This window comes from Arthrobacter koreensis, from assembly GCF_009193255.1.
Taxonomy (GTDB): domain Bacteria; phylum Actinomycetota; class Actinomycetes; order Actinomycetales; family Micrococcaceae; genus Arthrobacter_B; species Arthrobacter_B koreensis.
Genome location: NZ_WACG01000003.1, coordinates 49,129 through 75,047 on the forward strand (window position 1 = coordinate 49,129; position 25,919 = coordinate 75,047).

Annotated in this window: 20 protein-coding genes and 2 tRNA genes; 4 read left to right on the top strand and 18 right to left on the bottom strand. The window is 64.9% G+C overall.

The window, feature by feature from the left end; translation table 11 throughout:
- Window positions 1-46 precede the first annotated feature (46 nt).
- The 4 genes from obgE to GD628_RS10180 form a co-directional block, all read right to left on the bottom strand.
- A complete protein-coding gene (gene obgE / locus GD628_RS10165) occupies window positions 47-1,618 on the bottom strand; it encodes a GTPase ObgE (RefSeq protein WP_091604229.1) in 1,572 nt (523 codons plus the stop codon).
- A gap of 106 nt (window positions 1,619-1,724) precedes the next feature.
- Complete coding sequence (gene rpmA / locus GD628_RS10170) at window positions 1,725-1,982, bottom strand: 50S ribosomal protein L27 (protein WP_055240884.1); 258 nt, start codon at window positions 1,980-1,982, stop codon at window positions 1,725-1,727.
- A gap of 94 nt (window positions 1,983-2,076) precedes the next feature.
- A complete protein-coding gene (gene rplU, locus GD628_RS10175; RefSeq protein WP_055240883.1) occupies window positions 2,077-2,388 on the bottom strand; it encodes a 50S ribosomal protein L21 in 312 nt (103 codons plus the stop codon).
- 351 nt (window positions 2,389-2,739) lie between these two features.
- A complete protein-coding gene (locus GD628_RS10180; protein ID WP_152274650.1) occupies window positions 2,740-6,132 on the bottom strand; it encodes an Rne/Rng family ribonuclease in 3,393 nt (1,130 codons plus the stop codon).
- A gap of 422 nt (window positions 6,133-6,554) precedes the next feature.
- Here GD628_RS10180 and GD628_RS10185 point away from each other — a divergent pair, with 422 nt between their 5' ends.
- Complete coding sequence (locus tag GD628_RS10185; RefSeq protein WP_420837571.1) at window positions 6,555-7,205, top strand: vitamin K epoxide reductase family protein; 651 nt, start codon at window positions 6,555-6,557, stop codon at window positions 7,203-7,205.
- 22 nt (window positions 7,206-7,227) lie between these two features.
- Here the strand turns inward: GD628_RS10185 and GD628_RS10190 are convergent, their stop codons facing one another.
- The 7 genes from GD628_RS10190 to GD628_RS16495 all read right to left on the bottom strand — a co-directional run bounded on the left by GD628_RS10190 (window position 7,228) and on the right by GD628_RS16495 (window position 15,904).
- On the bottom strand, window positions 7,228-7,869 hold the full coding sequence (locus tag GD628_RS10190; RefSeq protein ID WP_091604222.1) for a CG0192-related protein: 642 nt from the start codon (window positions 7,867-7,869) through the stop codon (window positions 7,228-7,230).
- A gap of 92 nt (window positions 7,870-7,961) precedes the next feature.
- The gene (gene ndk / locus GD628_RS10195) at window positions 7,962-8,381 is read right to left on the bottom strand and encodes a nucleoside-diphosphate kinase (RefSeq protein ID WP_091604219.1); all 420 of its coding nucleotides are present in this window, start codon (window positions 8,379-8,381) and stop codon (window positions 7,962-7,964) included.
- A 53-nt stretch (window positions 8,382-8,434) separates the two neighbouring features.
- Window positions 8,435-8,893 carry a DUF4233 domain-containing protein gene (locus tag GD628_RS10200; RefSeq protein WP_091604216.1) on the bottom strand — a complete coding sequence of 153 codons (459 nt, stop codon included), beginning with the start codon at window positions 8,891-8,893 and terminating at the stop codon, window positions 8,435-8,437.
- 4 nt (window positions 8,894-8,897) lie between these two features.
- On the bottom strand, window positions 8,898-10,277 hold the full coding sequence (locus tag GD628_RS10205) for a bifunctional folylpolyglutamate synthase/dihydrofolate synthase (protein ID WP_152274651.1): 1,380 nt from the start codon (window positions 10,275-10,277) through the stop codon (window positions 8,898-8,900).
- Window positions 10,277-13,561 carry an isoleucine--tRNA ligase gene (ileS, locus tag GD628_RS10210; protein WP_226802482.1) on the bottom strand — a complete coding sequence of 1,095 codons (3,285 nt, stop codon included), beginning with the start codon at window positions 13,559-13,561 and terminating at the stop codon, window positions 10,277-10,279. The genes GD628_RS10205 and ileS overlap by 1 nt, the downstream gene beginning before the upstream one ends.
- 308 nt (window positions 13,562-13,869) lie before the next feature.
- Window positions 13,870-14,613: an SDR family oxidoreductase gene (locus tag GD628_RS10215; RefSeq protein ID WP_152274653.1), complete on the bottom strand. Its 744-nt coding sequence runs from the start codon at window positions 14,611-14,613 to the stop codon at window positions 13,870-13,872.
- Window positions 14,614-15,448: 835 nt separating this feature from the next.
- Entirely contained in the window at window positions 15,449-15,904 is a 456-nt protein-coding gene (locus GD628_RS16495; RefSeq protein WP_193313243.1) for a DUF559 domain-containing protein, read from the bottom strand.
- Window positions 15,905-16,745: 841 nt separating this feature from the next.
- Between GD628_RS16495 and GD628_RS10225 the strand changes: the two genes are divergently transcribed.
- Window positions 16,746-17,189 (top strand): PGPGW domain-containing protein, encoded by a 444-nt coding sequence (locus GD628_RS10225; protein WP_091604201.1) that lies wholly within the window; start codon window positions 16,746-16,748, stop codon window positions 17,187-17,189.
- On the opposite strand, the gene GD628_RS10230 is transcribed toward GD628_RS10225, so the two are convergent.
- The gene (locus GD628_RS10230; RefSeq protein ID WP_152274655.1) at window positions 17,162-17,539 is read right to left on the bottom strand and encodes a DUF488 domain-containing protein; all 378 of its coding nucleotides are present in this window, start codon (window positions 17,537-17,539) and stop codon (window positions 17,162-17,164) included. The two genes, GD628_RS10225 and GD628_RS10230, sit on opposite strands and share 28 nt — an antisense overlap.
- A 111-nt stretch (window positions 17,540-17,650) precedes the next feature.
- On the opposite strand from GD628_RS10230, the gene valS reads away from it, so the two are divergent.
- Window positions 17,651-20,266, top strand: coding sequence for a valine--tRNA ligase (gene valS, locus GD628_RS10235; RefSeq protein ID WP_152274656.1), 2,616 nt, complete (start codon window positions 17,651-17,653; stop codon window positions 20,264-20,266).
- Window positions 20,267-20,330: 64 nt separating this feature from the next.
- Here valS and GD628_RS10240 read toward each other — a convergent pair whose 3' ends face one another.
- The 6 genes from GD628_RS10240 to GD628_RS10265 form a co-directional block, all read right to left on the bottom strand.
- The gene (locus tag GD628_RS10240; protein WP_152274657.1) at window positions 20,331-20,942 is read right to left on the bottom strand and encodes a mycothiol-dependent nitroreductase Rv2466c family protein; all 612 of its coding nucleotides are present in this window, start codon (window positions 20,940-20,942) and stop codon (window positions 20,331-20,333) included.
- A 65-nt stretch (window positions 20,943-21,007) separates the two neighbouring features.
- Entirely contained in the window at window positions 21,008-22,300 is a 1,293-nt protein-coding gene (clpX, locus tag GD628_RS10245) for an ATP-dependent Clp protease ATP-binding subunit ClpX (RefSeq protein WP_091604188.1), read from the bottom strand.
- Between the two features lie 235 nt (window positions 22,301-22,535).
- Window positions 22,536-23,207 (bottom strand): ATP-dependent Clp protease proteolytic subunit, encoded by a 672-nt coding sequence (locus GD628_RS10250; RefSeq protein ID WP_226802483.1) that lies wholly within the window; start codon window positions 23,205-23,207, stop codon window positions 22,536-22,538.
- A gap of 47 nt (window positions 23,208-23,254) precedes the next feature.
- Window positions 23,255-23,869, bottom strand: coding sequence for an ATP-dependent Clp protease proteolytic subunit (locus GD628_RS10255; protein WP_091604185.1), 615 nt, complete (start codon window positions 23,867-23,869; stop codon window positions 23,255-23,257).
- 304 nt (window positions 23,870-24,173) lie between these two features.
- Window positions 24,174-25,520 (bottom strand): trigger factor, encoded by a 1,347-nt coding sequence (gene tig, locus GD628_RS10260; RefSeq protein ID WP_152274658.1) that lies wholly within the window; start codon window positions 25,518-25,520, stop codon window positions 24,174-24,176.
- Between the two features lie 55 nt (window positions 25,521-25,575).
- Window positions 25,576-25,649 (bottom strand) — tRNA-Pro (locus GD628_RS10265).
- 150 nt (window positions 25,650-25,799) lie between these two features.
- On the opposite strand from GD628_RS10265, the gene GD628_RS10270 reads away from it, so the two are divergent.
- Window positions 25,800-25,873 (top strand) — tRNA-Gly (locus tag GD628_RS10270).
- Window positions 25,874-25,919 lie beyond the last annotated feature (46 nt).

Genomic DNA, 25,919 nt, shown 5'->3' on the forward strand with positions numbered 1-25,919 from the left:
ACCAGCCTATGCCCAAGCGGGCCCGTGCCCCGCGTCTGTGAAGCGATTAGTCGTCATCGCCCGACGTGGGACGGGAGTGCTTGTAGTTCACCGACTCGGTCCAGATTCCAGCCTTGCGTTCGGCTTCCAGCTCCGCGCGGGCTGCCGCACGGGCATCCTTGCGCTTCTGGTGGTCTTCACGCTTCTCGTTGCGGGTGGGACGGGAGAACTCTTCGATGCGGATGTCCGAGCCGCGCGGGGACGCTGCAAGGAGCTCGGCTCCGCCGATCATGGTCGGCTCCCAGTCGAAGACAACGCCGTCGCCCTCGCCGATCACCACGGCGTCGCCGGGCTTTGCGCCTGCCTTGAAGAGCTGGTCTTCAACGCCAAGCTTCGCCAGGCGGTCCGCGAGGTAGCCCACGGCTTCGTCGTTGGTGAAGTCTGTCTGCTGGACCCAGCGCACGGGCTTCTCACCCAGGACGCGGAACAGCGGCTCCAGGTTCCGCTCTTCCCGCCGGATGGTGAATCCACCCTTGGCGTTGACGGAGCGGGGACGGACAACGGGGGGCGCGACGCGCGGCGGCGCCGTTTCCACGGCCTTGCGGGCCTCGGCGACGATGGCAGCCATCGCGAAGCCGAGTTCGCGCAGTCCCTCGTGGCTGGCCGCGGAGACCTCGAAGACACGATAACCGCGCTTCTCGAGTTCGGGACGGACGAATTCAGCCATGTCGCGGCCGTCAGGAACGTCCACCTTGTTCAGCGCCACCAGGCGGGGCCGCTGGTTCAAGGGCACGACGTCGCCGTCAGCACCGGCGTAGCTCATGTCCACTTCGTACTTTTCGAGTTCGGCCTCGATCACGTCGAGGTCGCCAAGCGGATCGCGGTCCGTTTCGAGGGCCGCGCAGTCCAGCACATGGACCAGGGCGGCGCATCGCTCAACATGCCGGAGGAAGTGGTGTCCCAGTCCCTTGCCCTCCGAAGCACCTTCAATCAGGCCGGGAACGTCCGCCACCGTGAACCGGACATCGCCGGCCTGGACAACGCCGAGGTTCGGAATAAGCGTAGTGAAGGGGTAGTCGGCAATTTTTGGCCGGGCAGCGGACATCGCAGCGATCAGGGAGGACTTGCCGGCGGACGGGAACCCAACCAGTGCAATGTCTGCGATGGACTTAAGTTCCAGGACGATGTCCCGCTCGTCGCCGGGGGTGCCGAGCAGGGCGAAGCCGGGGGCCTTGCGCTTCTGCGAGGAGAGCGAGGCGTTGCCCAGGCCGCCCTGTCCGCCTGCCGCGGCGATGTATTCGGCGCCCATGCCAACCAGGTCTGCAAGGACCTTGCCATCCTTGGTCTTGACGACGGTTCCTTCCGGTACGGAAAGCACCAGGGTCTCCCCCGTCTTGCCGGCGCGCCAGTCGCCCATGCCCGGTCCGCCGTTGCCGGCGTGGCGGTGCGGTGCGTGGTGGTAGTCCAGCAGGGTGGTGGTCTGGCCGTCAACGCGCAGGATGACGTCCCCGCCGTCCCCGCCGTTGCCGCCGTCGGGACCGCCAAGCGGCTTGAACTTCTCACGCTTTACGGACACGCAACCATGGCCGCCGGCACCGCCTGAAACATGCAGTACAACACGGTCTACAAAGCTGGCCATGGTTCTCCTTGTTGAAAAATTTTGGATCAAGCCAATTCTACTCGGCTTAAAAAAACAGTGGGGCGGGCCATCTGGCCCGCCCCACCGGAAAAGCTGTGTGCCGAAATTACTCGGCTGCTGCGACGATGTTCACGACGCGGCGGCCACGACGGCTGCCGAACTCAACAGCGCCTGCCTCCAGGGCGAACAGCGTGTCGTCGCCACCGCGGCCAACGCCTGCGCCGGGGTGGAAGTGGGTGCCGCGCTGGCGAACGATGATCTCGCCGGCCTTGACAACCTGGCCGCCGAAGCGCTTTACGCCCAGGAACTGAGCGTTGGAGTCGCGGCCGTTGCGAGTAGAGCTCGCACCTTTCTTATGTGCCATTTTCTAAATCCTGCCTTTGCTATGACTGACTTTGATGCCTAGGTGCGGGCACAATTCCCGCGGTCCGGGACCGAGCGGTCCCCGACGTTAGGAATCAGGAGTTGATGGAGGTGACCTTGACCTTGGTCAGCGAGGAGCGGTAGCCCTGACGCTTCTTGTAACCGGTCTTGTTCTTGAACTTCTGGATGACAATCTTCGGACCCCGGAAGTTTTCGATAACTTCTGCCGTAACCGTAACCTTGGCCAGGTCCTTGGCGGCAGAGGTGACCTTGTCGCCATCAACCAAAAGCAGGGCAGGCAGCTCAAAGGTGCTACCGGCTCCACCGGGGACGCGGTCCAGGGTTACGAGGTCTCCGACGGAAACCTTTTCTTGGCGGCCGCCAGCGCGGACAATCGCGTACACCACTTGGGAACTCACTTCTCTCGACGTTTAATACTTGGATGCGCACTCCGCCGGACCAACAATGTGTCCGGCCTGCGCCATGCAGTCACGCCCTGTACCGAATAACGGCTTAGAAGGCGTTCGCACCGAAGTTCAAGGCTACGCTAAGGGACCCATGTGCCGCAAATGCACGGCAAGTCCAGCGTGCCATCCTCCGGGTGAACTGGGGACGTCACTGCGCTTAGAAACATTCTATAGCACTCCCGGACCGAGGCCGACCGGCGCTCCCGCGCGTTCGGACGGCAGCGCGCGGACAACCGTTAAACAGTTCAGCTCCCGGACGGTGCCGCCGGGAGCTGAACTGTTTGCTGACTGCTAGAGGTCAGAAGCCGGAACGCCGACGCCGAGGATCACCGGAGCCGAACCTTCCGTGCGCGGGGCTGCCGGAGCAGCCGGAGCTGCCGTGGTGCTGCTTCCCTGGGCACCCGCAGCCTCCTCGGGGCCCGCCTGAATGATCTGGGCGTCAGCCGAACCCTGCGGACTGCGTGCTGCACGGCGCCGCCGCGGCCGGCGGGCCGGTTCAGCAGAAACCGGTTCGGAGGACCCGGAGACGTTTTCCCGGGGATTCAGGCTGTCGCTGCCCGCGGGGACGCGCGCGCCTTCACTTTCCCCTTCCGGCTTCCGGACCTGCGGCTCGGAAGATTTCGGCGACACCTCGTTGAACGCCTCGGTGAGGCTTTCGAGCGTCAGCTGCACGTCCTGGCGTACCGGCCGGCGGCGTTCGCGGCGCGGAACCACCACCGTCTCCCCCTGAATGCGCAGGACGGCGCCTGCTTCCGCCGGTGCGTCATCCTTGGGCTCGCGGATGAGGGGCTTATCCTCGGCACCGGCGTTGCCGCCTTCGCCTGCTGAAGCAGCGGACTCGGCAGCGCTGCGGTCAGCGTGCGGGGCATCGGCGTCGTGCGCTGCCGCGGTGGCCGCCGCAATGCTCGCGAGGGCTGCGCGGGCTGCCTCCGCCTTGGCCGCGCGCTCAGCATCCTCCGCCTGCGGCTCTTCTGCCTTGGGCTGCTCCGCCGGTACCGCCGGAGGCTGCTGGTTCTGCTGCTGGTTCTGGTTGCCTCCGCGGTTCCGGCGCTTGCGTTCCCCGCGGGAAGCCTTCTCCTGCTTCAGGTGCTGGGAGTGGTTGTCATCGGAGACAGCGTGGCTCGTGCTGCGGCGGTGTTCCACCGGGATGTCGTGGGTGATCACGCCGCGGCCGGCGCAGTGCTCGCACTCTTCGCCGAAGACTTCCAGCAGGCCCGTGCCCATGCGCTTGCGCGTCATCTGCACCAGGCCCAGCGAGGTGACCTCGGCAACCTGGTGCTTGGTGCGGTCCCTGCCAAGGCACTCAACCAGGCGGCGCAGCACAAGATCCCGGTTGGCTTCGAGCACCATGTCGATGAAGTCGATGACGATGATGCCGCCGATGTCCCGCAGGCGCAGCTGGCGGACCACTTCTTCCGCCGCTTCCAGGTTGTTCTTGGTGACGGTCTCTTCGAGGTTGCCGCCGCTGCCGGTGAACTTTCCGGTGTTGACGTCCACCACGGTCATGGCTTCGGTGCGGTCGATGACCAGCGAACCGCCCGAGGGCAGGAAGACCTTGCGGTCCAGCGCCTTGGCGATCTGCTCGTCGATGCGGCTGGCCGCGAAGATGTCCTCGTCCTTGGTCCACTTCTCCAGGCGTCCCACGAGGTCCGGAGCCACATAGGTGACGTACGCCTCGATGGTGTCCCAGGCTTCCTCGCCGGAGACGATGAGCTTGGAGAAGTCTTCGTTGAAGACGTCGCGGACAACCTTGATGGTGAGGTCCGGCTCGCCGTACAGGAGTTCGGGCGGAAGGGTTTTGGTGGACTTCGCCTTCGCTTCGATGTTCTCCCACTGGGCGCGGAGGCGGTTGATGTCATTCATCAGCTCTTCCTCAGAGGCACCTTCAGCCGCCGTGCGCACAATGACGCCCGCGTTCTGCGGAAGGTGGTCCTTGAGGATCTTCTTGAGCCGGTTGCGCTCCACATCCGGAAGTTTGCGCGAGATACCGGTCATGGAACCGCCCGGCACATAGACCAGGTAGCGGCCGGGCAGAGAGATCTGGCTGGTCAGGCGGGCGCCCTTGTGACCCACGGGGTCCTTGGTGACCTGGACCAGGACGGAGTCACCTGACTTCAGGGCAAGTTCGATGCGGCGCGGCTGGCCGTCCAGGCCTGCCGCATCCCAGTTGACCTCACCGGCGTAGAGCACGGCGTTGCGGCCGCGGCCAATATCCACGAACGCTGCTTCCATGCTGGGCAGCACGTTCTGGACCTTGCCAACGTAAACGTTGCCGATCAGCGAATCCTGCTGGGTGTTCGAGACGAAGTGCTCGGCCAGGACGCCGTCCTCAAGGACGCCGATCTGGATCCTGTCGTCGCGCTGGCGGACAATCATCTGCCGGTCCACTGACTCGCGGCGGGCGAGGAACTCGGCCTCAGTGATGACATGGCGGCGCCGGCCGGACTCGCGGGATTCGCGGCGGCGCTGCTTCTTGGCTTCGAGGCGGGTGGAGCCCTTCACAGAGGTGACACGGTCACTCACCGGGGCGTCTGCGTGCGCACGCGGGGCACGGACACGCGTGACGGTGTTGGGCGGATCGTCGTCGGATCCGCCGGTCAGTTCCAGGTCCGCGTCTCCGCGGCGGCGGCGTCTGCGACGGCGGGAGGTCACGCCTTCCGCGTTCTCTTCGCCCGAATCACCGGACTCAGTCTCCTCGCCGTCGGCGCCTGCTTCGCCTTCAGTTCGCGTGCGTCCGCGGCTGCGACGACGGCTGCGGCGGGACCGGTTCGTCTCCCGTCCGTCGTCCTCGGGTGCCTCGTCTTCATCGCTTTCGGCGGCTGCGGCCGCAGCGGCTGCCTGCACGGCAGTGAGGTCAGGGGCGTGGAAGAGCACGGAGGTGGGTGATTCAGGAATGGCAAAGGGGTCAAGCACGGATGACTGCGCGGGCTTGGTTTCTTCTTCGTCGACCGTGTCCTGTCCGGACTCCCCGGTTTCGGTCTTGGGTTCGCCGGAATCGGCCGCTTCCGAGGCTGGACCGGCCTTGGCTGAGGCGCGGCGGCGCGTCCGGGTCTTGGCCGGGGCGGGCTCGGCCGCTTCAGCACCAGCGGCTGCTTCTGCGGAGGCTGTTTCAGCGACGGGTTCCGGTGCGGAGTCCTTGTTACCGGCACCTTCTGCGCCTGCAGCTGCTTCGGCGGCCTCAGCTGCCTCGGCAGCTTCGGGGGCAGCCTTCTTGGCCGACGCGCGGCGGCGCCGGACGGTCTTGGCCGGCGCCTCAGCGGCGGAAGCCTCAGAAACCGGGGCCTCGGCGGGTGATTCGGCGTCGGGCGATACAGTGGCAGCTTCTTCGGGCGCGCCTTCGGATGCGGTTTCGTCAGAGGCGGTTTCTTCAGCCTTCGGCTCTGCTGCGGCCTTGCGGCGGGGAGCCCGGGTGCGCTTGAGCTTCGCTGCGGGCTCGGAAGCTGCCGTTTCCGCAGACTCCTGTTCCGCCGGGGTTTCCAGCAGGGCCGGTTCCTGCGCAGCAGCCGGTACTTCCGCTGCTTCTGCGGCTGCCGGCTTGCGGCGGGCACGCGGTGCCCGCTTCGCGGGTGCCTTCGCCGGCGCGTCCGTCTCCGTGGCCTCGACGGCAGCCGAACCCGGCCCGTCAGCAGCCTGGACCTCTGCGGCTGGTTCGACTGCTTCTTCTGTTGTGCGGTCAGTATTCATATACAGCTATGCTCCGGCCCCCGCGGCACTGGCCACATTCCAATGCCCGGAGGGCAATGTATCGGCTGTGCGGGGGCATCGGAGCCTGCGCCAGCCGGAAGTCGTCTAAATGTCTTCCAAGGTCGCACCATCTTGAGGGCGCGGCATCACTTGCAAGACCAGCGGCGCTTTTCCTGCTACCTGCTCGGAACGGCTAGGCGTTTTGGGCTGTGGTAGGGCTGTTCAGCGGATTCCCCTGCCCCATCCGGATTGATGGGCATTCCTACTTGGGAAGCATCGCCGACAGCACCGGAAGCCTGTCGCTGGACCAATGACGGAATGTGGATCCGACACCAGCCACAGCCATTATCTCACACGGAGGTCATTTAGGTATCTGGAACACATAGAATCGGACCACCGATACCCGGCAAAAGGAGCAGCACGTGCCTTCCAGTTCCACCAGCACCACCAGCGGAGCCGATCTGGGCGGGAGGACCGGCGAGGCAGGACTGGTCCGCTCCGTTCAGCAAAAACCGTTTGCCTGGCTGGTGCTCATCACCTCGGTCATCGGCTGGCTGGGCTCCGCAATCCTGGTCATTGAGCGCCTGAAGGTCTACGCCGACTCCAGCTATATTACGAGCTGCGATATCAGCCCGTGGGTTTCCTGCGGAACCGTCTTCCAGACCTGGCAGGCTTCGCTGTTCGGTTTCCCGAATCCCCTGATCGGCATCGTGGCCTTCGCCGTGATGATCACCGTTGCCATGTCCATGCTCGCCGGTGCACGCTTCAGCCGCTGGTACTGGGCTGCAGTACAGGCGGGAGTAACGCTGGGCATGGTGTTCGTGGTCTGGCTCTGGAGCCAGGCACTGTTCGACATCTATGTGCTGTGCATCTACTGCATCGTCGTGTGGACCGCCATGATCCCACTGTTCGTCTTCACCACGGTGCGTAACCTGGCACACGGCGTCATTCCGGCACCGGTGGGCCTCGTGCGTTTCGTTTCGGAATGGGCCTGGGCCATTACGGCCCTCATCTGGGTCGCGACGGCCGCTTCGATCTTCTTCCGGTTCATGAACGCATTCCTCGGCAGCTAACCAGTTCCCGCCAGGACGTTCCCTACCCCAGAGGCAGGCCCCAGCCGAGCACGACGGGTTCGCGCTGTCCCTCCCACGTACCCACCAGCGACGGAGGCGGCGCGGCCCGTCCGCCCAGGTCCAGCACCCGGACCAGGGACAGCTCCCAGCCATCGTGGTGCATAAGGGTGGCAGTCCACCCCGCCGGTTCACGTTCGGGTGCTTCCACGAGTTCCTCGCCGTCGGGCATTCCACTCGTTTCAAGCTTCATGGACTGCGGCAGCTCACGGCGCACCCCGCCCTCCTCGGCATACAGCGGAGCCTGGTCCATGCCGTCGACCACCGCCGCAGTGAAAGCCCTGACGTACACCGGGTCCCCGCAGCCGTCATAGACCCAGCGGCGGCCCAGGACAGAGTGCTCCATGGTGCCCACCAGGTATCCGTCCCCGCCTTCCAGGGGCCCGGCGCGGTAGGTCAGCGGCACCTGCAGGGTCAGGTTCCCGCTGCGCACGATGTGCGTCTCCATGCCTACCTGGCCCTCGGGGTCATCGAAGCGGTACGCCGCCAGCGGCTCAGCCAGGTTCCCCGTGCCGTCCGCAGCGGTGAACCAAGGCACCGTTGAGAGCCAGCCGGAGATCAGTTCAATTTTTGTCGGGTTCAGGTCTGCCTTGTGGATGAGTGCCATGCGCCCCAGCCTAGCCAGCGCACCACGGATGTACAGGAGGCCGGCACCCGTGGCGGGTGCCGGCCTCCTGAGGAACTGTGTGGATCCGTGGACTACTTGCCGAACCAGATGCCAATCTCGCGTTCAGCGGACTCGGGCGAATCCGAGCCGTGAACGAGGTTCTGCTGCACCTTGGTGCCCCAGTCGCGGCCGAAGTCGCCGCGGATGGTGCCGGGTGCTGCCGTGGTGGGCTCGGTTGCGCCGGCCAGGGACCGGAAACCTTCAATGACACGCTGGCCTTCGAAGACGGCTGCGACAATCGGACCGCTGAGCATGAACTCGACCAGCGGCTCGTAGAACGGCTTGCCGACGTGTTCCGCGTAGTGCTCTTCGAGCAGTTCCCGGGTGGCGTCCATTTTCTTCAGCTCGGCCAGGGTGTAGCCCTTGGCTTCGATGCGGGCCAGGATGGCGCCGGTCAGGTTCCGCTTGACGCCGTCCGGCTTGATCAGGACGAGAGTGCGCTCGGTGCTCACGCTTGGTTTCTCCTTGGAGGTTGAGTGGGAATGCGGTTCAGCTGTTCCTAAGCCTAGCTGCTGGCTTCGCCGGATTCCGTACCAGCCGGGTGGGCAGCTTCCCATTCCGCCTGTTCACGGTCCCGTTGCCGGTTTTCCCTGTCCAACCGGGCGCCGGCGCGGAGTCCGTACCACCAGGTTCCGGCGAACAGAGCTCCTACCAGGAACATCATGGGTTCCAGGAAGCCGGTGGCGATGATGGCCAGCTGCAGGATCCAGCCGATCGCCGGGCCGGCCGGCTTGGACAGCAGGGCGCAGGTGAGAACCAGGGCAGCCGCCAGGATGATTCCACCGGCCAGGATAGCTGCCGGTGCCACCCGGTCCCGCTGCAGGCCAAACACCGCCAGCGTGCCGAAGAGCACCACGAAGGCCTCCAGGCTCAGGACGGTGGAAGCAAACATTACGCGGATGGACCGGCGCTTCTTGGGCATGCCGGGACGCCATTCGCGCTGTGCCTTGGTCATTCGTGCCATGTGCTTACTTTCCGAGAAGGGTGCGCGCTTCCGCGACCACCGTGATGGAGCCAATCACCAGGACGCCGCCGCCGAGGTCGTTATTCTCCTCGGCCTTGGCTACGGCCCACTCGATGGCGTCATCGAGAGCCGGTTCAACCTGGATATCCTCATCCGCGAAGCCTGCGTCTACCGCGTCCTGCACCAGCTCGTCCGCCGGAATGGCCCGCGGAGAGCTGGACTGGGTGAGGCAGACGCCGGAGACAATGTCACCGAGTACTTCGTGCAGCTCAGCCAGGATGCCGACGGCGTCCTTCTCACCCAGGATGCCGACGACCAGCACCAGGGACGAGAGATTGAAGGATTCAAGCACCGCCTGGGCGCTTGCCTTCGCTCCGGCCGGGTTGTGTGCCGCGTCCACGATGATGGTCGGTGCCGTGCGGACTACTTCAAGGCGTCCGGGGGACGTGACGGTCCGGAAGCCGGTGCGCAGCAGGTCCGCATCCAGTTCCTTGGCTCCTCCCCCAATGAAGGCTTCCAGTGCGGCCACGGCGACGGCCGCGTTCTGTGCCTGGTGTTCACCGTGCAGCGGAACCAGCAGGTCCTCGTAGCGTCCGGCGAGTCCGTTGATGGTGACCATCTGGCCGCCGACGGCCATGGTGCGGGACTCGACACCGAACTCGATGCCTTCGAACCGGAAGGGCACTCCTGCCTCGTTGGCCTTCTCCAGGAGTACCTGGGCGGCCTCGACCGGCTGCGCCGCGCTGACCAGGAAGCCGTTTTCCTTGATGATTCCCGCCTTCTCGAAGGCGATGTCCGCGACGTCGTCGCCGAGCAGTTCGGTGTGGTCCAGGGAAATGGGGGTGACCACCGAGACGGTTCCGTCCCCCACGTTCGTAGCGTCGGTGATGCCACCCAGGCCCACCTCGATCACGGCCACATCCACGGGTTCGTCCGCGAAGACCGCGAAGGCCAGGATGGTTACGCACTCGAAGTACGTCAGGCGGGGCTCACCGGCGGCGTCCAGTTCGGCGTCGACCATGGCCAGGTAGGGGCGGATTTCGTCCCAGATGCGCACGAACGTCTCATCCGCAACGGGCTCGCCGTCGATGCTGATCCGCTCGGTCACCTTGCTCAGGTGCGGGCTCGTGTAGCGACCGGTGCGCAGGCCATAGGCGCGCAGGCCGCCCTCGATCAGCCGCGCCGTCGAGGTTTTGCCGTTGGTGCCGGTGATGTGGATGATGGGGAACGCCCTGTTCGGCTCGCCCAGGATCTCCATGGCCCGGAACAGCGGAGCCATACGCGGCTCCATCTTGTTTTCGGGGGCGCGGCTGAGCAGCTCGGCGTAGACGCTTTCCACCGAGAAACCGTCAATTGAACCCGAGGGGGTGTCTTCGGTGCTCATCAGATCTTCTCCACGGTCACGGTGAATGAGTCGTCCTGGTTTCCGGAGCCGTCAACCACCAGTTCTCCGGTCAGGGTTTCGGCCTTGACCAGGTCTGCGTTGTCTTCCAGCGCTGCCGCACTCTGCGCTCCGGTAACCACCGTGGTGCGGATGCGGTCGCTGATGTGCAGGTTTGCGTCGCGGCGGGCCTGCTGGATGGCGCGGATGGCATCGCGGGCGGTGCCTTCCGCTGCCAGCTCGGGCGTGACTTCGGTGTTCAGGACCAGGAACCCGCCGCCGGGCAGGACTGCAACGGCCTTGGAGGACTCGCCCTCGCCGGATTCAACCACGGTCTCCAGGGTGTACTCGTGCGGTTCCAGGGCCAGGCCGCCGGCAGTGACGGTTCCATCCTCGGCAACGGACCAGTCCCCCGTTTTGGAGGCCTTGATGGCGCTCTGCACGTTCTTGCCCAGCCGCGGTCCGGCTGCACGGGCGTTGACGACCAGCTTCTGCGTGATCCCGAACTCGGCCGGATCAGCGGATCCGGCTTCAACCAGGCGAACGGACTTCAGGTTCAGTTCATCGGCGATGATGGCCGCGAACTGGCCCTTGAGTGCTTCAGCGTCCGGTGCCACCACGGTCATTTCGGACAGCGGAAGCCGTACGCGGAGGTTGGCGGCCTTGCGCAGCGAGGAACCAACGGACGCGATCTTCCGGGTCAGGTCCATGCGGGCCACCAGGTCCGGATCCCGAGGGAAGGCACCGGCTTCGGGCCAGTCGGTCAGGTGTACGGAGCGGCCGCCAGTCAGCCCGCGCCAGATCTCCTCGCTGACCAGGGGCAGCAGCGGAGCAGCGACGCGGCAGAGCGCTTCGAGGCAGGTGTAGAGCACGTCGAAGGCCTGGGTGTCTTCCTCGAAGAACCGGGTGCGGCTGCGGCGGACGTACCAGTTGGTGAGCGTGTCCATGTAGGCGCGCAGCATCTCGCAGGCGACGGACACGTCATAGGTGTCCAGCGCCGTCGTCATGTTCCGGATGAGGTCTCCGGTGGCGGCCAGCATGTAGGTGTCCAGCGGCTCGGTGGACTCATGGCGCAGGGTTGCCTCGTAGCCAGCGCCGTTGTTCGCGGCGTTGGTGTAGAGGGTGAAGAAGTGCCACACGTTCCACAGCGGCAGGATGACCTGGCGGACGCCGTCGCGGATGCCCTGCTCGGTAACAACCAGGTTGCCGCCGCGCAGGATTGGGGAAGCCATCAGGAACCAGCGCATGGCGTCGGAACCGTCGCGGTCCAGGACCTCGGAGACATCCGGGTAGTTCCGCAGGGACTTGGACATCTTCTGCCCGTCCGAACCGAGGACGATGCCGTGGCTGATGACGTTGCGGAACGCCGGGCGGTCAAAGAGTGCCGTGGCGAGGATGTGCAGCGTGTAGAACCATCCGCGGGTCTGGCCGATGTACTCCACGATGAAGTCGCCGGGGTTGTGGTGCTCGAACCAGTCGGCGTTCTCGTGCGGGTAATGCACCTGCGCATAGGGCATCGAGCCGGAGTCGAACCAGACGTCCAGCACGTCCTCGACGCGCCGCATGGTGGACTTGCCGGTGGGGTCGTCCGGATTGGGGCGGGTCAGTTCATCGATGAACGGACGGTGCAGGTCCGGCTGGCCCTCCTTGTTCAGCGGCAGCCGGCCAAAGTCCGCTTCCATCTCCGCGAGGGAACCGTAGACATCCGTGCGCGGGTAGTTGGGGTCATCCGAAACCCAGACGGGGATGGGACTGCCCCAATAGCGGTTGCGGCTGATCGACCAGTCACGGGCGTTTTCGAGCCACTTGCCGAACTGGCCGTCCTTGACGTTCTCCGGGATCCAGTTGATGTCCTGGTTCAGCTCGATCATGCGGTCCTTGATCTTGGTGACCTCCACGAACCAGGATGAGACAGCCTTGTAGATCAGCGGGTTCCGGCAGCGCCAGCAGTGCGGGTAGGAGTGCTCGTAGCTGGCCTGGCGCAGCAGGCGGCCCTCGGACTTCAGCTCGCGGGTGATCGCCTTGTTGGCATCGAAGACCTGCAGTCCGGCGATTTCGGACAGCGGACCCTCACCGAACATGGGCAGGAACTTGCCGCCCTCGTCCACGGAGAGGATGACGGGGATGCCGTTGGCTTCGCAGACCTTCTGGTCATCTTCACCGTAGGCCGGGGCCTGGTGGACGATGCCGGTGCCGTCGGTGGTGGTGACGTAGTCGGCCACAACGATCCGCCAGGCGTTGGCAGTGCCCCACTTCTCGGCGTCGGCGTAGTAGTCCCACAGCGGGGTGTAGCGCAGGCCCTCAAGTTCCTTGCCGGTGTGCACGGAGGTGACAGCGGCACGCGCCGCATCGGCGTCGTCGTACCCCAGGTCCTTGGCGTAGGAGCCAACCAGGTCCTCGGCGAGCAGGAAGCGGCCTTCGCCGGCCGTTTCCTGGTCCAGCAGAGTGCCGTTGGGTCCGGCGGGCACGACGGCGTAGCGGACCTCGGGCCCGACGGCGAGTGCCATGTTGGTTGGCAGGGTCCACGGCGTCGTGGTCCAGGCGATCGCGTTGACGCCCTCGAGCTCCGCAGAGAGCACATTGTCTCCGGCGATGATCGGGAAGGTCACCGTGACGGTCTGGTCCTGGCGCATCTTGTAGACGTCGTCGTCCATGCGCAGCTCGTGGTTGGACAGCGGCGTCTCGTCCTTCCAGCAGTACGGGAGCACCCGGAAGCCGCTGTAGGTCAGGCCCTTTTCATGCAGGGTCTTGAACGCCCAGATCACCGACTCCATGTACTCGACGTTGAGCGTCTTGTAGTCGTTCTCGAAATCCACCCAGCGTGCCTGGCGGGTGACGTAGTCCTGCCACTCGCCGGCGTACTTCATGACTGAGGCGCGGCAGGCATCGTTGAACTTGTCGATGCCCATCTTCTCGATCTGCACCTTGTCGCTCATGCCCAGCTGCTTCATGGCCTCGAGCTCGGCGGGCAGGCCGTGGGTATCCCAGCCGAAGCGGCGCTCCACGCGGTGTCCGCGCTGGGTCTGGTAGCGGGCCACCAGGTCCTTGACGTAGCCGGTGAGCAGGTGGCCGTAGTGGGGCAGGCCGTTGGCGAAGGGCGGACCGTCGTAGAAGACGAATTCGTTGGAGCCGTCCTGCCCGGCGGGCCGTGCGTCAATCGAGGCCTGGAAGGTCCCGTCCTGGTCCCAGTACTTCAGGACCCGTTCTTCGATTTCGGGGAACCTGGGTGAGGACGCGGCAGCTTCGGAAGCATCACCGGTGGTGGCCTTGGGGTAGATCTGTGGCATATTCGTCATCCTGATAGCGGCAAGTGAATCTGGCTGTAAAAACAGGATGCAAGGGCGAACTCTGCCCGGCGCGAACGCCGGAGATAAGCCGCGGTACCACCTCGCTTGCCGCCGTCGTACTCCCCTGTACCGGGTGCGCGACGGCTGCCGCTCATTGACTGCTGTGACGGGCTTACCCGTCCGGTTCTACTGGGCGCCTGGATCGGCGCTGTTCTTCCGGAAGCTCACCGGTGATGGCCGGGTCAAAGCTGCTTGGGCCAGTTTAGGCCACGGCCGGGGCGTCTGTCGAAGCCCCGGCCGGCCACAGCTTAGCGGCGGATGACTTTGTGCTGTGCGGCCTGGGCCACCGGGCGGATGACCACCTGGTCCAGGTTGACGTGGTGGGGCGCGTTCAAGGCGTAGGCCATCACGTCCGCGACGTCGTCAGCGGTGAGCGGCTTCTCGACGCCGGCGTAGATTTTCTCCGCCGCAGCTGCGTCGCCGAGACGGTTCAGGGAGAACTCCTCGGTCTTGACCATGCCGGGCAGGATCTCGATGACGCGCACGTTGTGTTCGGCTTCCTCCAGCCGCAGTGCCTGTGTCATCGCTTCCTCGCCTGCCTTGGCGGCACAATAGCCGGCTCCGCCCTCATAGGCTGCGAGCGCGGCGGTGGAGGTCAGCATCAGTATGGACCCCTCACCGTTCTCGCGCAGGGCAGGCAGGAAGGCCTGCGTGACGTTCAGTGCGCCCAGGACGTTGACGTTGTACATCCGAACCCAGTCCTGCGGATCGCCGGTTGCCACCGGGTCCATTCCAAAGGCGCCGCCGGCGTTATTCACGATGGCGTCCACTCCCCCATCAGCGAGCACTTGGCGGGCCAGGGACTCCACGGAGCTGCGGTCGGTGACGTCGCAGGCGATGGTCCGCGCACCGGTTTCCTCTGCGAGGTCCTTCAGCCGGTCTTCCCTGCGGGCGACGGCGATGACGTCCCAGCCCGTCTTCCGCAGGGCACGGACTGCTGCCGCACCGATTCCCGAGCTTGCTCCGGTCACTACCACGCGCTTGTTTGTCATGACCGCTACCCTAGCGAACCGCCTCAGGGTTGGCCCCGGTGCGCGTCGTGCTGTGTCGCCGGGGGGTGCCGTCGGCGTGTGCTGGGCTGATTCCCAGCCGTCGTTGCTGGTATGGCCGCCGGGACCTCGTGCCGGCGCACGTGCCGGCGCAGTTTCCCAGCCCTCGTTACTGGCGGGGCCGCCGGGACGCGTGACGGCCCAGTTTCCCAGCCCTCGTTACTGGCGTGGCCGCCGGGACGCGTGACGGCCCAGTTTCCCAGCCCTCGTTACTCCTGTGGCTGCCGGGACCTCGTGACGGCCCAGTTTCCCAGCCCTCGTTACTGGCGTGGCCGCCGGGACGCGTGACGGCGCAGTTTCCCAGCCCTCGTTGTTGGTTTGGCAGATGAGACCCCAAGGGTCACTATCCGTCACAGACTCTGGGAAGGCGGGACAGCCCCAGGACGGCTTCTGCCCCCGAGTGGGAGCGTCGAGTTCACCGCCCGAGGGGACATTTGCGATGAAGGTCTGTCCTCTCGGAGACACTCCCCCGCGGCAGCAAGTCCTTTCCAGCGGCCGCGGTGTTTCACATCTGGGGATCCTCGTGCCCGTGCAGTTTCCCAGCCGTCGTTACGTGTGTGGCTGATGAGACCTCGTGCCCGTGCAGTTTCCCAGCCGTCGTTACGTGTGTGGCTGCCAGGGTCCGGTTCGAGCATGGCTTCCCAGGCTCCGTGGCAGAAGTGACCCGCGGGACGCCGTCCTGCACGGATTCCCAGGCTCCGCTACTGGCGAGACAGCTGAGACCCCATCAGCGCCGCACGCAACGACGGCTGGGATTCCCAACATTCTCGGCGGTGCTTTAGGTACGGGCCAGAGCGGCCCGGACCAGACGGATGAACTCCTCCGGGCGGCGCAGGATCATCTCCGCGGTGATGCGCAGCGTTACGAGCCCACGGGCATTAGCCCGGTTCCATCTCGCCCGGTCATTCCGGTATTCAGCGCGGCCGCTGTGAAACTCGTAACCGTCCAGTTCGACGATGAGCCGGTCCCCAACCAGGAAATCGACCCTGCCCACACCTTCCACCACCACTTCCCGCTGGATCTTAAACCCAGCAGCGCAGAGGTGATAGCGGGCGCAGACTTCCAGCGGAGATGCCGTCCTCCGGCCGAATCCCTCGAGAAGTGCACGGACCCGCCAGTCCTGTGGCCGGTTAAAGGCTCGGATCAGTGCGGCCTTCGAGACGGCGTTACGGGCGACGGCAGATTCGGCAATCACCAGTGCCTGCAGCGGAGGAAGGCACCGAAAGGCGTCCATGACGACGTCCGCCGGCAAACACACCAGCCTCGCCGCCGACCTTCTACCCCGATGGAGACAGATTCCGGGCATGTTTACAACCTTGTCGGCTCTCAGATGGAGGACCTCCGGCGACTCCAGGACCCACCAGCCCTGGACTTGAGCAGCTGAGACACATGTGAGGGAGGTCCCGAGTGAAGCCGCCGCAACCAGCTCCGGAGGAGCATCTTGAAGCCTGTAGTACCCGCGCCCGGCGCGCTGGAGGACGCCGCTGCGCTGCGCAGCCGTCGCCCTGGCACGGCCGAACCCGTTGGCTGCGAGCGCCCCGACGCTGATCACTCCATAGTGTGCCCGGCACACTGCTTCTATCGGGTGCACTGTTCTTAGCGCCTGTACGGCTTTCGGAGGCTCCACCATCCAAGCTTGGACCGGGCATGCGCAACGAGTGCGGCCTGGGGCCGAACCTGTGGACGCGGTGGGGATTCACTCCCTGGGTCCGGAGCCGTGGAGGAAGACACGGCGCCGGTGGACAACTCCCGGCTCGCGGCTTCCCACCCGCCGTTGTCGCTGCATATCTGTGTGACCCCACCCGTCCCACGCGCAACAGAGACTGGGAACCACCGCACAGCCGACACCCCACCCGTCCCACCCGTAACAGAGACTGGGGACCAGCGGACAGCCGACACCCCACCCGCGCCACCCGCAATACAGAGAATGGGAACTCCCGCACCGCCAGCGGCAGGAAGCCCATCGAAGACAGGGACCCAGCGCGCAGCTCGCCCCAGGATTACCCCCCCCAGGATTACCCCCTAGGCAGACCCGCCGCCTCGGTCCCGGAAGAGGGCTGTGTAAAGCTAGTTCCATGCCGCGCACCGACAGAATCCCTGCATGGGTCCGCCGCACGGGCATCGAAGTGGCCGGCTGGACCCTCATTGTGCTGGGAGCTGCCGCACTCGTCCTGCCGGGACCGGGTCTGCTGATGCTGGTTGCCGGCCTGGCCATCTTGTCCCTGCGCTACCACTGGGCCAACCGCTGGTTGCACCCGGTCAAGGTGCAGGCCTACCGTGCTGCCGAGCAGGGCGTGCAGTCCTGGGCCCGTATTATCATCGCCCTGGCAAGTGCTTCCACCCTCATCGCTGCCGGAATCACCTGGGGACTGTGGCGCACGGTGCCGGACTGGTGGCCCCTGGAAGATCAGTGGTGGCTTCCGGGCGGCTGGACCACGGGCACGGCGCTCATCCTCTCCGGCTGCATTGCGATCGCCCTGGTGGGCTACAGCTATGTCAGGTTCAGGCCCAGCAAATAGTCCCGCAGCACCACAGCCTCGTTCTCTTCCTCGTTCCGCGCAGCGAAGAGCAGGACAGTGTCCGGCCGGCCCACACACTGGGCTGCGAAGTCAGCCACGGCTCTGTTGCCCTCGAGCTCCTGGATATAGCGCTCCGTGAAGCCTTCCCAGCGCTCGGACCGATGGCCAAACCACTGGCGCAGCTCGTTATTCGGGGCGGCGTCCTTGAGCCACTCGTCAAGCTCCGCCCGGGCTTTGGAAACCCCGCGGGGCCAGAGCCTGTCCACAAGTACCCGGAAGCCGCCGTCGGGCTCTGCATAGATGCGCCGAACGCGCACCTGGGACGGATCCAGCCTGCCGATATCAGCCATACACGGATGCTAGGCGGTTGCGCACGCACCGGAAAGGTCCAGGCGGGGCCATGCGGCACGGCGCCGCGACACAGATGACGGCGGCACCGGCGCCCGTGGGAGAATGGCCCCATGGCTGACAATATCCCGGGCACAGACACGCCCGCTGCGACCGTTTCCGTTCCTGACAAACCCGCCCTCGAAGGGCTGGAAGAGACCCTGAGCCGCCGCTGGCGCGAAGAAGGCACCTACGCCTTCAACCCGGACACGGTCCGGGAAGAGGTCTACTCGATCGACACTCCCCCGCCGACCGCATCGGGTTCCCTGCACGTGGGCCACATGTTCTCCTACACCCAGACCGACGTCCTGGCCCGCTACCAGCGCATGAAGGGGAAGAACGTTTTCTACCCCATGGGCTGGGATGACAACGGCCTGCCCACTGAACGCCGGGTGCAGAACTACTACGGCGTGCGTTGCGATCCCACCAAGCCGTATGACCCGGACTACCGTCCCCCGGCAACGGCCCCGAAGAACCAGCGCGACTTCGACGTCATCTCCCGCCGCAACTTCATCGAGCTCTGCGAAGAGCTGGCTGTTGAGGACGAAAAGGTCTTCGAGAACCTCTTTTCCACCCTTGGCCTGTCCGTCGACTGGACCCGCACCTACCGCACCATTGACGACCACTCCCGCGCCGCCAGCCAGCGCGCGTTCCTGGAGAACCTGAAGGCCGGCGACGCCTACATGGCCGAAGCCCCCACCCTGTGGGACGTCACCTTCCGCACCGCCGTGGCCCAGGCCGAACTCGAAGACCGCGAACAGCCTGGCGCGTACCACCGCGTCAGCTTCCACGCGCCCGACGGCGAGAAGATCTTCATCGAGACCACCCGCCCGGAGCTCCTGCCGGCCTGTGTGGCACTCGTGGCACACCCCGACGACGAGCGCTACCAGCGCCTGTTTGGCACCACGGTGACGTCCCCGCTGTTCGACGTCGAGGTCGAGGTCAAGGCGCACCCGCTGGCTAAGCCGGACAAGGGCTCGGGCATCGCCATGATCTGCACCTTCGGCGACCTCACCGACGTCACCTGGTGGCGCGAGCTGAACCTGCCCACCCGCGCCGTGATCGGCCGTGACGGCCGCATCCTCACGGAAACGCCCGAGTGGATCAAGACCCCCGCCGCGCAGGAGAACTACGCCGCAGTCGCCGGCAAGACCGTCTTCAGCGCCAAGGAGGCCGTCGTGGAACTCCTCCGCGCGAGCGGCGATCTGGACGGCGAACCCAAGAAGATCACCCACCCGGTGAACTTCTTCGAAAAGGGCGACAAGCCGCTTGAAGTTGTCACCAGCCGCCAGTGGTACATCCGCAACGGCGGCCGCGATGCCGACCGCCGCGAACGGCTCATATCCCGCGGCAAGGAAATCGACTTCCACCCCGCGTTCATGCGCTCCCGCTACGAGAACTGGATCGAAGGCCTCAATGGGGACTGGCTGGTTTCCCGTCAGCGCTTCTTCGGCGTGCCGGTTCCCGTCTGGTACCCGCTGGATGCCTCCGGCAACCCGGACTATGACAACCCGATCCTGCCGTCGTTCGAGTCCCTGCCGGCTGATCCGGCAGCCGACCCGGCACCGGGGTACGAAGAGTCCCAGCGCAACCAGCCAGGCGGCTTCATTGGCGACGCCGATGTGCTGGATACCTGGGCAACCTCCTCCCTCACCCCGCAGATCGTGGGCGGGTGGGGTGTGGATGAGGACCTCTTCGCCAAGGTCTTCCCGTTTGACCTGCGCCCCCAGGGACACGACATCATCCGGACCTGGCTGTTCTCCTCCGTGGTGCGCGCCGATGCCCTGCAGCACGCTGCCCCGTGGAAGCATGCGGCAATCTCCGGCTGGATCCTGGATCCCGACCGCAAGAAGATGTCAAAGTCCAAGGGCAACGTGGTGGTACCCACCGATGTGCTCAACGAGTACGGGTCCGACGCCGTCCGGTACTGGGCTGCCTCGGCCCGCCTGGGCGCCGACACGGCCTACGAGATCGCCCAGATGAAGATCGGCCGCCGCCTGGCCATCAAGCTGCTCAACGCCTCCAAGTTCGTCCTGAACCTCGGCGCCACCGAAGCCAACGTGGTTGATGCTGACACCTCGGCGATCACCAATCCGCTGGACCAGTCGCTGCTCGTGCAGCTGGTGGACGTGGTCAACAACGCCACCAAGGCGTTCGAGAGCTACGACTACGCACGGGCGCTGCAGATCACCGAGTCCTTCTTCTGGTCCTTCACGGATGACTACGTTGAGCTGATCAAGGACCGCGCCTACGGTGCTGCCGGCGGCGCTGAGCAGGCCTCGGTGCTGGCCACCCTGGCCACCACCCTGGACTCGCTGCTCCGCCTGTTCGCCCCGTTCCTGCCCTTCGCCATCGAAGAGGTCTGGAGCTGGTGGCGCGCCGGATCCGTCCACCGCGCGTCCTGGCCCACCGTCGACGGCCTGGCCGCCGGCGTCTCCGGTGCCGACGCAGCAATTCTCGGAACCGTTGCCCAGGCTCTGGGCGGCATCCGCAAGGCCAAGTCCGAGGCCAAGGTCAAGCAGCGCACCGAGGTTCTCAACGCGGCCGTCACCGCCCCCGCGGCCCAGGTGGAACGCCTGCGTGCAGGCCTGCCGGATCTGCTGGCAGCGGGCAACGTGCGGAACCTTGAGCTGGTGTCCGGCGACGGCGAGCTGTCCGTCAGCGGCGTCGAGCTGGCTCCCGCGGAGTAAGCAGCACAAGGCACAAAAGTGCCCGGCCGGATTCGATCCGGCCGGGCACTTTTTTGTTCTGCGTTTAGTCGAACTGCGGGTCCTCTGTGCGGCTGCGCTTGATCTCGAAGAAGTGCGGGTTCGAGGCCAGCGCGAGAGCCCCGTCGAACATTTTCCCGGCTTCCTCGCCGCGCGGGATCCGGGTCAGCACCGGACCGAAGAAGGCCGTGCCGTTGAAAGCGACCACCGGGGTTCCGACGTCGTCGCCCACCTTGTCGATCGCTTCCTGGTGCGAGGCACGCAGCTGGGTGTCGAACTTATCCGTGGCGGCGACGTCGGCCAGGTCGGCCGGCAGGCCTGCCTCGGCGAGGGACTCCACGATGACTGCGTCATAGTCCTTCATCCCCTGGACGTGGATGCGGGTGCCCATGGCGTCGTAGAGCTTCTTGATGTTCTCCGGGCCATGCAGTTCTGCTGCCGCGATGATGACGCGGACCGGACCCCAGGCCTTGTCGATCCGTGCACGGTAATCCTCGGCTAGGTCACGGCCTTCGTTGAGCACGGAAAGGGACATGACGTGCCATTCGGTGCGGACGTCTCGAACCTGCTCGACTTCGCCCATCCAGCGTGAGGTCACCCAGGCGAACGGGCAGGTGGGATCGAACCAGAAATCGGCAACAGCAGTATTTTCGGGCACAGGCTTACTCCTCGTTAAGAATCGGTGCGGACCGGAAATCATGTCCCACTTGCGCCAGCGCGCAATCAGGCTGACTTATTCCGGCGCTTCGCAATGACGTCGTGGGAAATGAGCGTCGGTTCGGCCTTCTCCGTGACCGCCTCAGGGGTGATCACCACACGGGCAATGTCCTCGCGGCTGGGGAGATCGAACATCACCGGCAGCAGGACTTCCTCCAGGATGGCGCGCAGTCCGCGTGCGCCGGTTCCGCGGCCCAGGGCCTGGTCCGCAATGGCGTCCAGTGCCTCCGGTTCAAAGACCAGCTCCACGCCGTCGAGCTGGAACATCTTCTGGAACTGCTTGACCAGCGCATTCTTCGGCTCGGTGAGGATCTGGATCAGCGCCTTGCGGTCCAGGTTGGACACGGTGGTGATGACGGGGAGGCGGCCGATGAATTCGGGGATCAGGCCAAACTTCAGCAGGTCTTCGGGCATGACGTCCGCGTAGGAGTCCGTGTCCTTGCTGGTCTCGTTCAGCGGGGCACCGAAGCCGATGCCCTTGCGGCCCGAGCGGGACCCGATGATTTCCTCGAGGCCGGCAAAGGCACCGGCCACGATGAAGAGGACATTCGTGGTGTCGATCTGAATGAATTCCTGGTGCGGGTGCTTCCGTCCGCCCTGCGGCGGTACGGAGGCCACGGTGCCTTCAAGGATCTTCAGCAGGGCCTGCTGGACACCCTCACCCGAGACATCACGGGTGATGGAGGGGTTTTCACTCTTACGGGAAATCTTGTCGATCTCGTCGATGTAGATGATTCCCTGCTCGGCCTTCTTGACGTCATAGTCAGCAGCCTGGATGAGCTTGAGAAGGATGTTTTCAACGTCCTCGCCCACATAGCCTGCCTCGGTCAGGGCCGTCGCGTCCGCAACGGCGAACGGGACGTTCAGCCTGCGGGCCAGGGTCTGTGCGAGGTAGGTCTTGCCGCAGCCTGTGGGACCGATCAGCAGGATGTTGGACTTGCCAATCTCCACGTCCTCGGTGCCGACGGCGTCGCTGAGGTTGGCCGTGGAACGGCTGGCGTGGCCGGACTGGATGCGCTTGTAGTGGTTGTACACGGCGACGGCGAGGGAACGCTTTGCGGGTTCCTGGCCGATCACGTACTCCTGCAGGGAGTCGAAGATCTCCCGTGGCTTCGGCAGGACAAAGGAGTCACCTTCAGCAGTCTCCGAAAGCTCTTCCTCGATGATCTCGTTGCAGAGTTCGATGCACTCGTCGCAGATGTAAACGCCGGGACCGGCGATCAGCTTGCGCACCTGTTTCTGGCTCTTTCCGCAGAAAGAGCACTTAAGCAGATCTGTGCTCTCACCAATGCGAGCCATAATTCAGTCCCCTTTAGATGGTCCTCGTCAGGCGGGCGCCGTGCCGAAGAAAAAACGTGCCGGAAGGAAAACCATGCCAGTCAACCATGATCCACTCTAGGACACTTGGGTGAGGTAATCAGCAATTTCGGGCCCGTGGTGCGGCTTTTTACTTGCCGCCTGCACGCGCCCTGCCGCCCCAGACAGCACAGCCGTCCCCGTCCATGTCTGGGCGGGGACGGCTGTCATGATCCTGCTAGCCCTTGTTGATTGCCGGTGTCTTGATCTTGCGGGAGTCGAGGACCTGGTCAATCAGCCCGTATTCCAGGGCGGACGCTGCGGTGAGAATCTTGTCCCGCTCGATGTCCCGGTTGACTTCCTCCGACGTCTTGTTCGAGTGCAGTGCCAGGGTGTCCTCGAGCCAGGTACGCATGCGCATCACCTCGGCGGCCTGGATTTCGAGGTCCGAGGCCTGTCCGCGCTCTCCGCCGCCGAGTGCCGGCTGGTGGATCAGCACACGCGCGTTCGGCAGGGCAAGACGCTTGCCGGGGGTTCCGGCTGCAAGCAGGACGGCTGCCGCGCTTGCGGCCTGGCCCAGGCAGACGGTCTGAATCTCGGGACGGATGTACTGCATCGTGTCGTAGATGGCAGTCATAGCCGTGAAGGAGCCACCGGGCGAATTGATGTACAGCGTGATGTCGCGGTCCGGATCGGTGGACTCCAGGACCAGCAGCTGGGCCATGATGTCATCCGCTGAGGCGTCGTCCACCTGCACGCCGAGGAAGATGATGCGGTCCTCGAAGAGCTTGGTGTACGGGTCCTGGCGCTTGAAGCCGTAGGGCGTGCGCTCCTCGAACTGCGGCAGTACGTAGCGGCTGGACGGCATCTGCGGTGCCATGCTGCCCGGGGTTCCAAAATTGTGGTTCATTGCTTTACTCCTGAAGTCTGTGGTGCGCTGGCCGGCTGGGAGCTGGACTAGTCCTGCTCGCCGTCCTGGTCCTGGTTGGTTCCGCCGCCGCCGGTGACGCCGCCGGCATGAGCGGAGATCTTGTCGAAGAAGCCGTAAGCCAGGCCCTCTTCTGCGGTGAACCACTTGTCGCGGTCATTGTCCTTCAGGATCTGCTCAACGGTCTGTCCGGTCTGCTCGGCAGTGAGCTCGGCCATGACCTGCTTCATGTGCAGGATCAGTTCTGCCTGGATCCGGATGTCCGAGGCGGTGCCGCCGATGCCGCCCGACGGCTGGTGCATCAGGATGCGGGCGTGCGGGGTTGCGTAACGCTTGCCCTTGGTGCCGGAGGAGAGCAGGAACTGGCCCATGGAAGCAGCCAGTCCCGTGGCGACGGTGACGACGTCGTTCGGGATGAACTGCATGGTGTCGTAGATCGCCATGCCGGCAGTGACGGACCCGCCGGGAGAGTTGATGTAGAGGAAGATGTCCTTCTCCGGGTCCTCGGCTGAGAGGAGGAGAAGCTGGGAGCAGATCGCGTTGGCGTTGTCGTCCCGGACTTCCGAGCCGAGCCAGATGATCCGTTCCTTCAGCAGCCGGTTGTAGATGTAGTCATCCCGGCTGGCCGGGTCCACAGTAGCCATAGTGGGTGTGCTGGGTGCATTTGCCATACTGAGTGACCTCTCGCTCTGGCGGAGAGGGTCTGGTTTTGGTGCCCTTGATGCACCGCCCCAGCTCCCGCCGTTTATCTCTTCTTGGACACTAACCGTTCCCGCCGGTCTTTTGCTCCCGTTACGCGCGCTGTTCGCTGACGGCGCACGTTGCCGGGGCGGGGCGCGGGGCGGGCTGAATGCGCCGCTGGCTGGTGCCTTTAACGGGATGGAGCACCGCAGCATGCTGCGGTGCTCCATCTCGCTGCGCCCGGAAAACGTCCCGGGCAGCCAGCGGCTATGCCTTTTCTTCGCTGGCCTCTTCCGTGGCTTCAGCGGCTGCTTCTTCGCCTTCCGGACGCACGAAGGCGGTCAGGTCGACGTCGGCACCGGTGGTGTCGGTGACCTTCGCCAGTTCCAGGACCTTGGCAAGGGCCTTGCGGCGGCGGACTTCGCCAACCATCATCGGGACCTGGCCGCCCTGATCGATGAGCTGGGCGAACTGGTTCGGATCCATGCCGTACTGGCCGGCCATGGAAACGATGTAGTCGATGAGCTCGTTCTGGTTGACGCCGACTTCTTCCTTGTCAGCAACGGCGTCGAGGATGATCTCGTTCTTGAACGCCTGCTCGGTGTTCTCGCGGATCTCGGCGCGGTGTTCTTCGGTGTCGTGGTCTTCACCGGCCGCATGTGCCGACTCGGAGTTGAAGTGCTGGTCCAGCTGCTCTTCGATGACGGACTCCGGAACCGGAACCTCGATCATTTCGAGGAGCTTCTCGAGGACCTTGTCGCGGGCTTCAACGCCCTGCTCCATGACCTTGGCTTCGGCAGCGCGCTTGGCCAGGTCTTCGCGCAGTTCAGCGATGGTGTCGAATTCGCTGGCCAGCTGCGCGAAGTCATCATTGGCCTCGGGAAGCTCGCGCTCCTTGACGGCCTTGACGGTGACGGTGACCTCGGCGTCGGCGCCTGCGTGCTCGCCGCCTGCAAGCTTCGTGGTGAAGGTGGCGGATTCGTCGGTGGAGAGGCCGGTGACGGCTTCGTCCATTCCTTCGAGCATGGTTCCGGCGCCTACCTGGTAGGACAGATCCGAAGCGGAGTCGACCTCTTCGCTGTCGACCTTGGCAACCAGGTCCATGGTGAGGAAGTCATTTTCAGCCGCCGGACGGTCGACGCTCTTGAGGGTGCCGAAGCGGCCGCGCAGCTCTTCGAGGGCCTTTTCAATGTCCGCGTCGCTGGCTTCGGCGGGCTCAACGGTGACCTCGATGCCGGCGTAGTCCGGAAGCTCGATTTCGGGACGGATGTCCAGCTCTACGTTGAAGACCAGCTGGCCCTCGTCGGAGGTGGGGTCCGGAACTTCGCTGATCTCGACCTCAGGGCGGCTCAGCGGACGGATGCCCGTCTCCTGGACTGCTGCCTGGTAGAAACCGTTCAGGCCGTCGTTGATGGCGGTTTCGAGGACGTAGCCGCGGCCAACGCGCTGATCGATGAGCTTGTTGGGGACCTTGCCCTTGCGGAAGCCGGGGACCTGCACCTGGGTGGCGATGGTCTTGTAGGCCTCGTCGATGCTCGGCTTCAATTCCTCAAGCGGAACTTCTACGTTGAGCTTTACCCGCGTGGGTGTGAGGTTTTCTACAGCGCTCTTCACAGCGTTAGTTCTCCTGAGGGTTCTGGGGTTGGTCTGCACCGTCGTTTATACAGAGTCGGGGTGACAGGATTTGAACCTGCGACTTCCTGCTCCCAAAGCAGGCGCTCTTCCAAGCTGAGCTACACCCCGTCAGTGCACCTGACAGCCTACCGGCATTGACTTCCACATGCACAATTCCGAGGCGCCGAGACCCTCCGCTGACCCGTCAGGAAGGAGGGAAGCCGCCGATTATTCATCCTCCGAATTACCGTGCTAAGGTAAATCCTGCCTTACGGCGCCGGGGATGTAGCTCAATGGTAGAGCCTCAGTCTTCCAAACTGATTACGCGGGTTCGATTCCCGTCATCCCCTCCACGGAATTATTCCGCACAGGCTCCCGTTCCACCACCGAGACCAATGG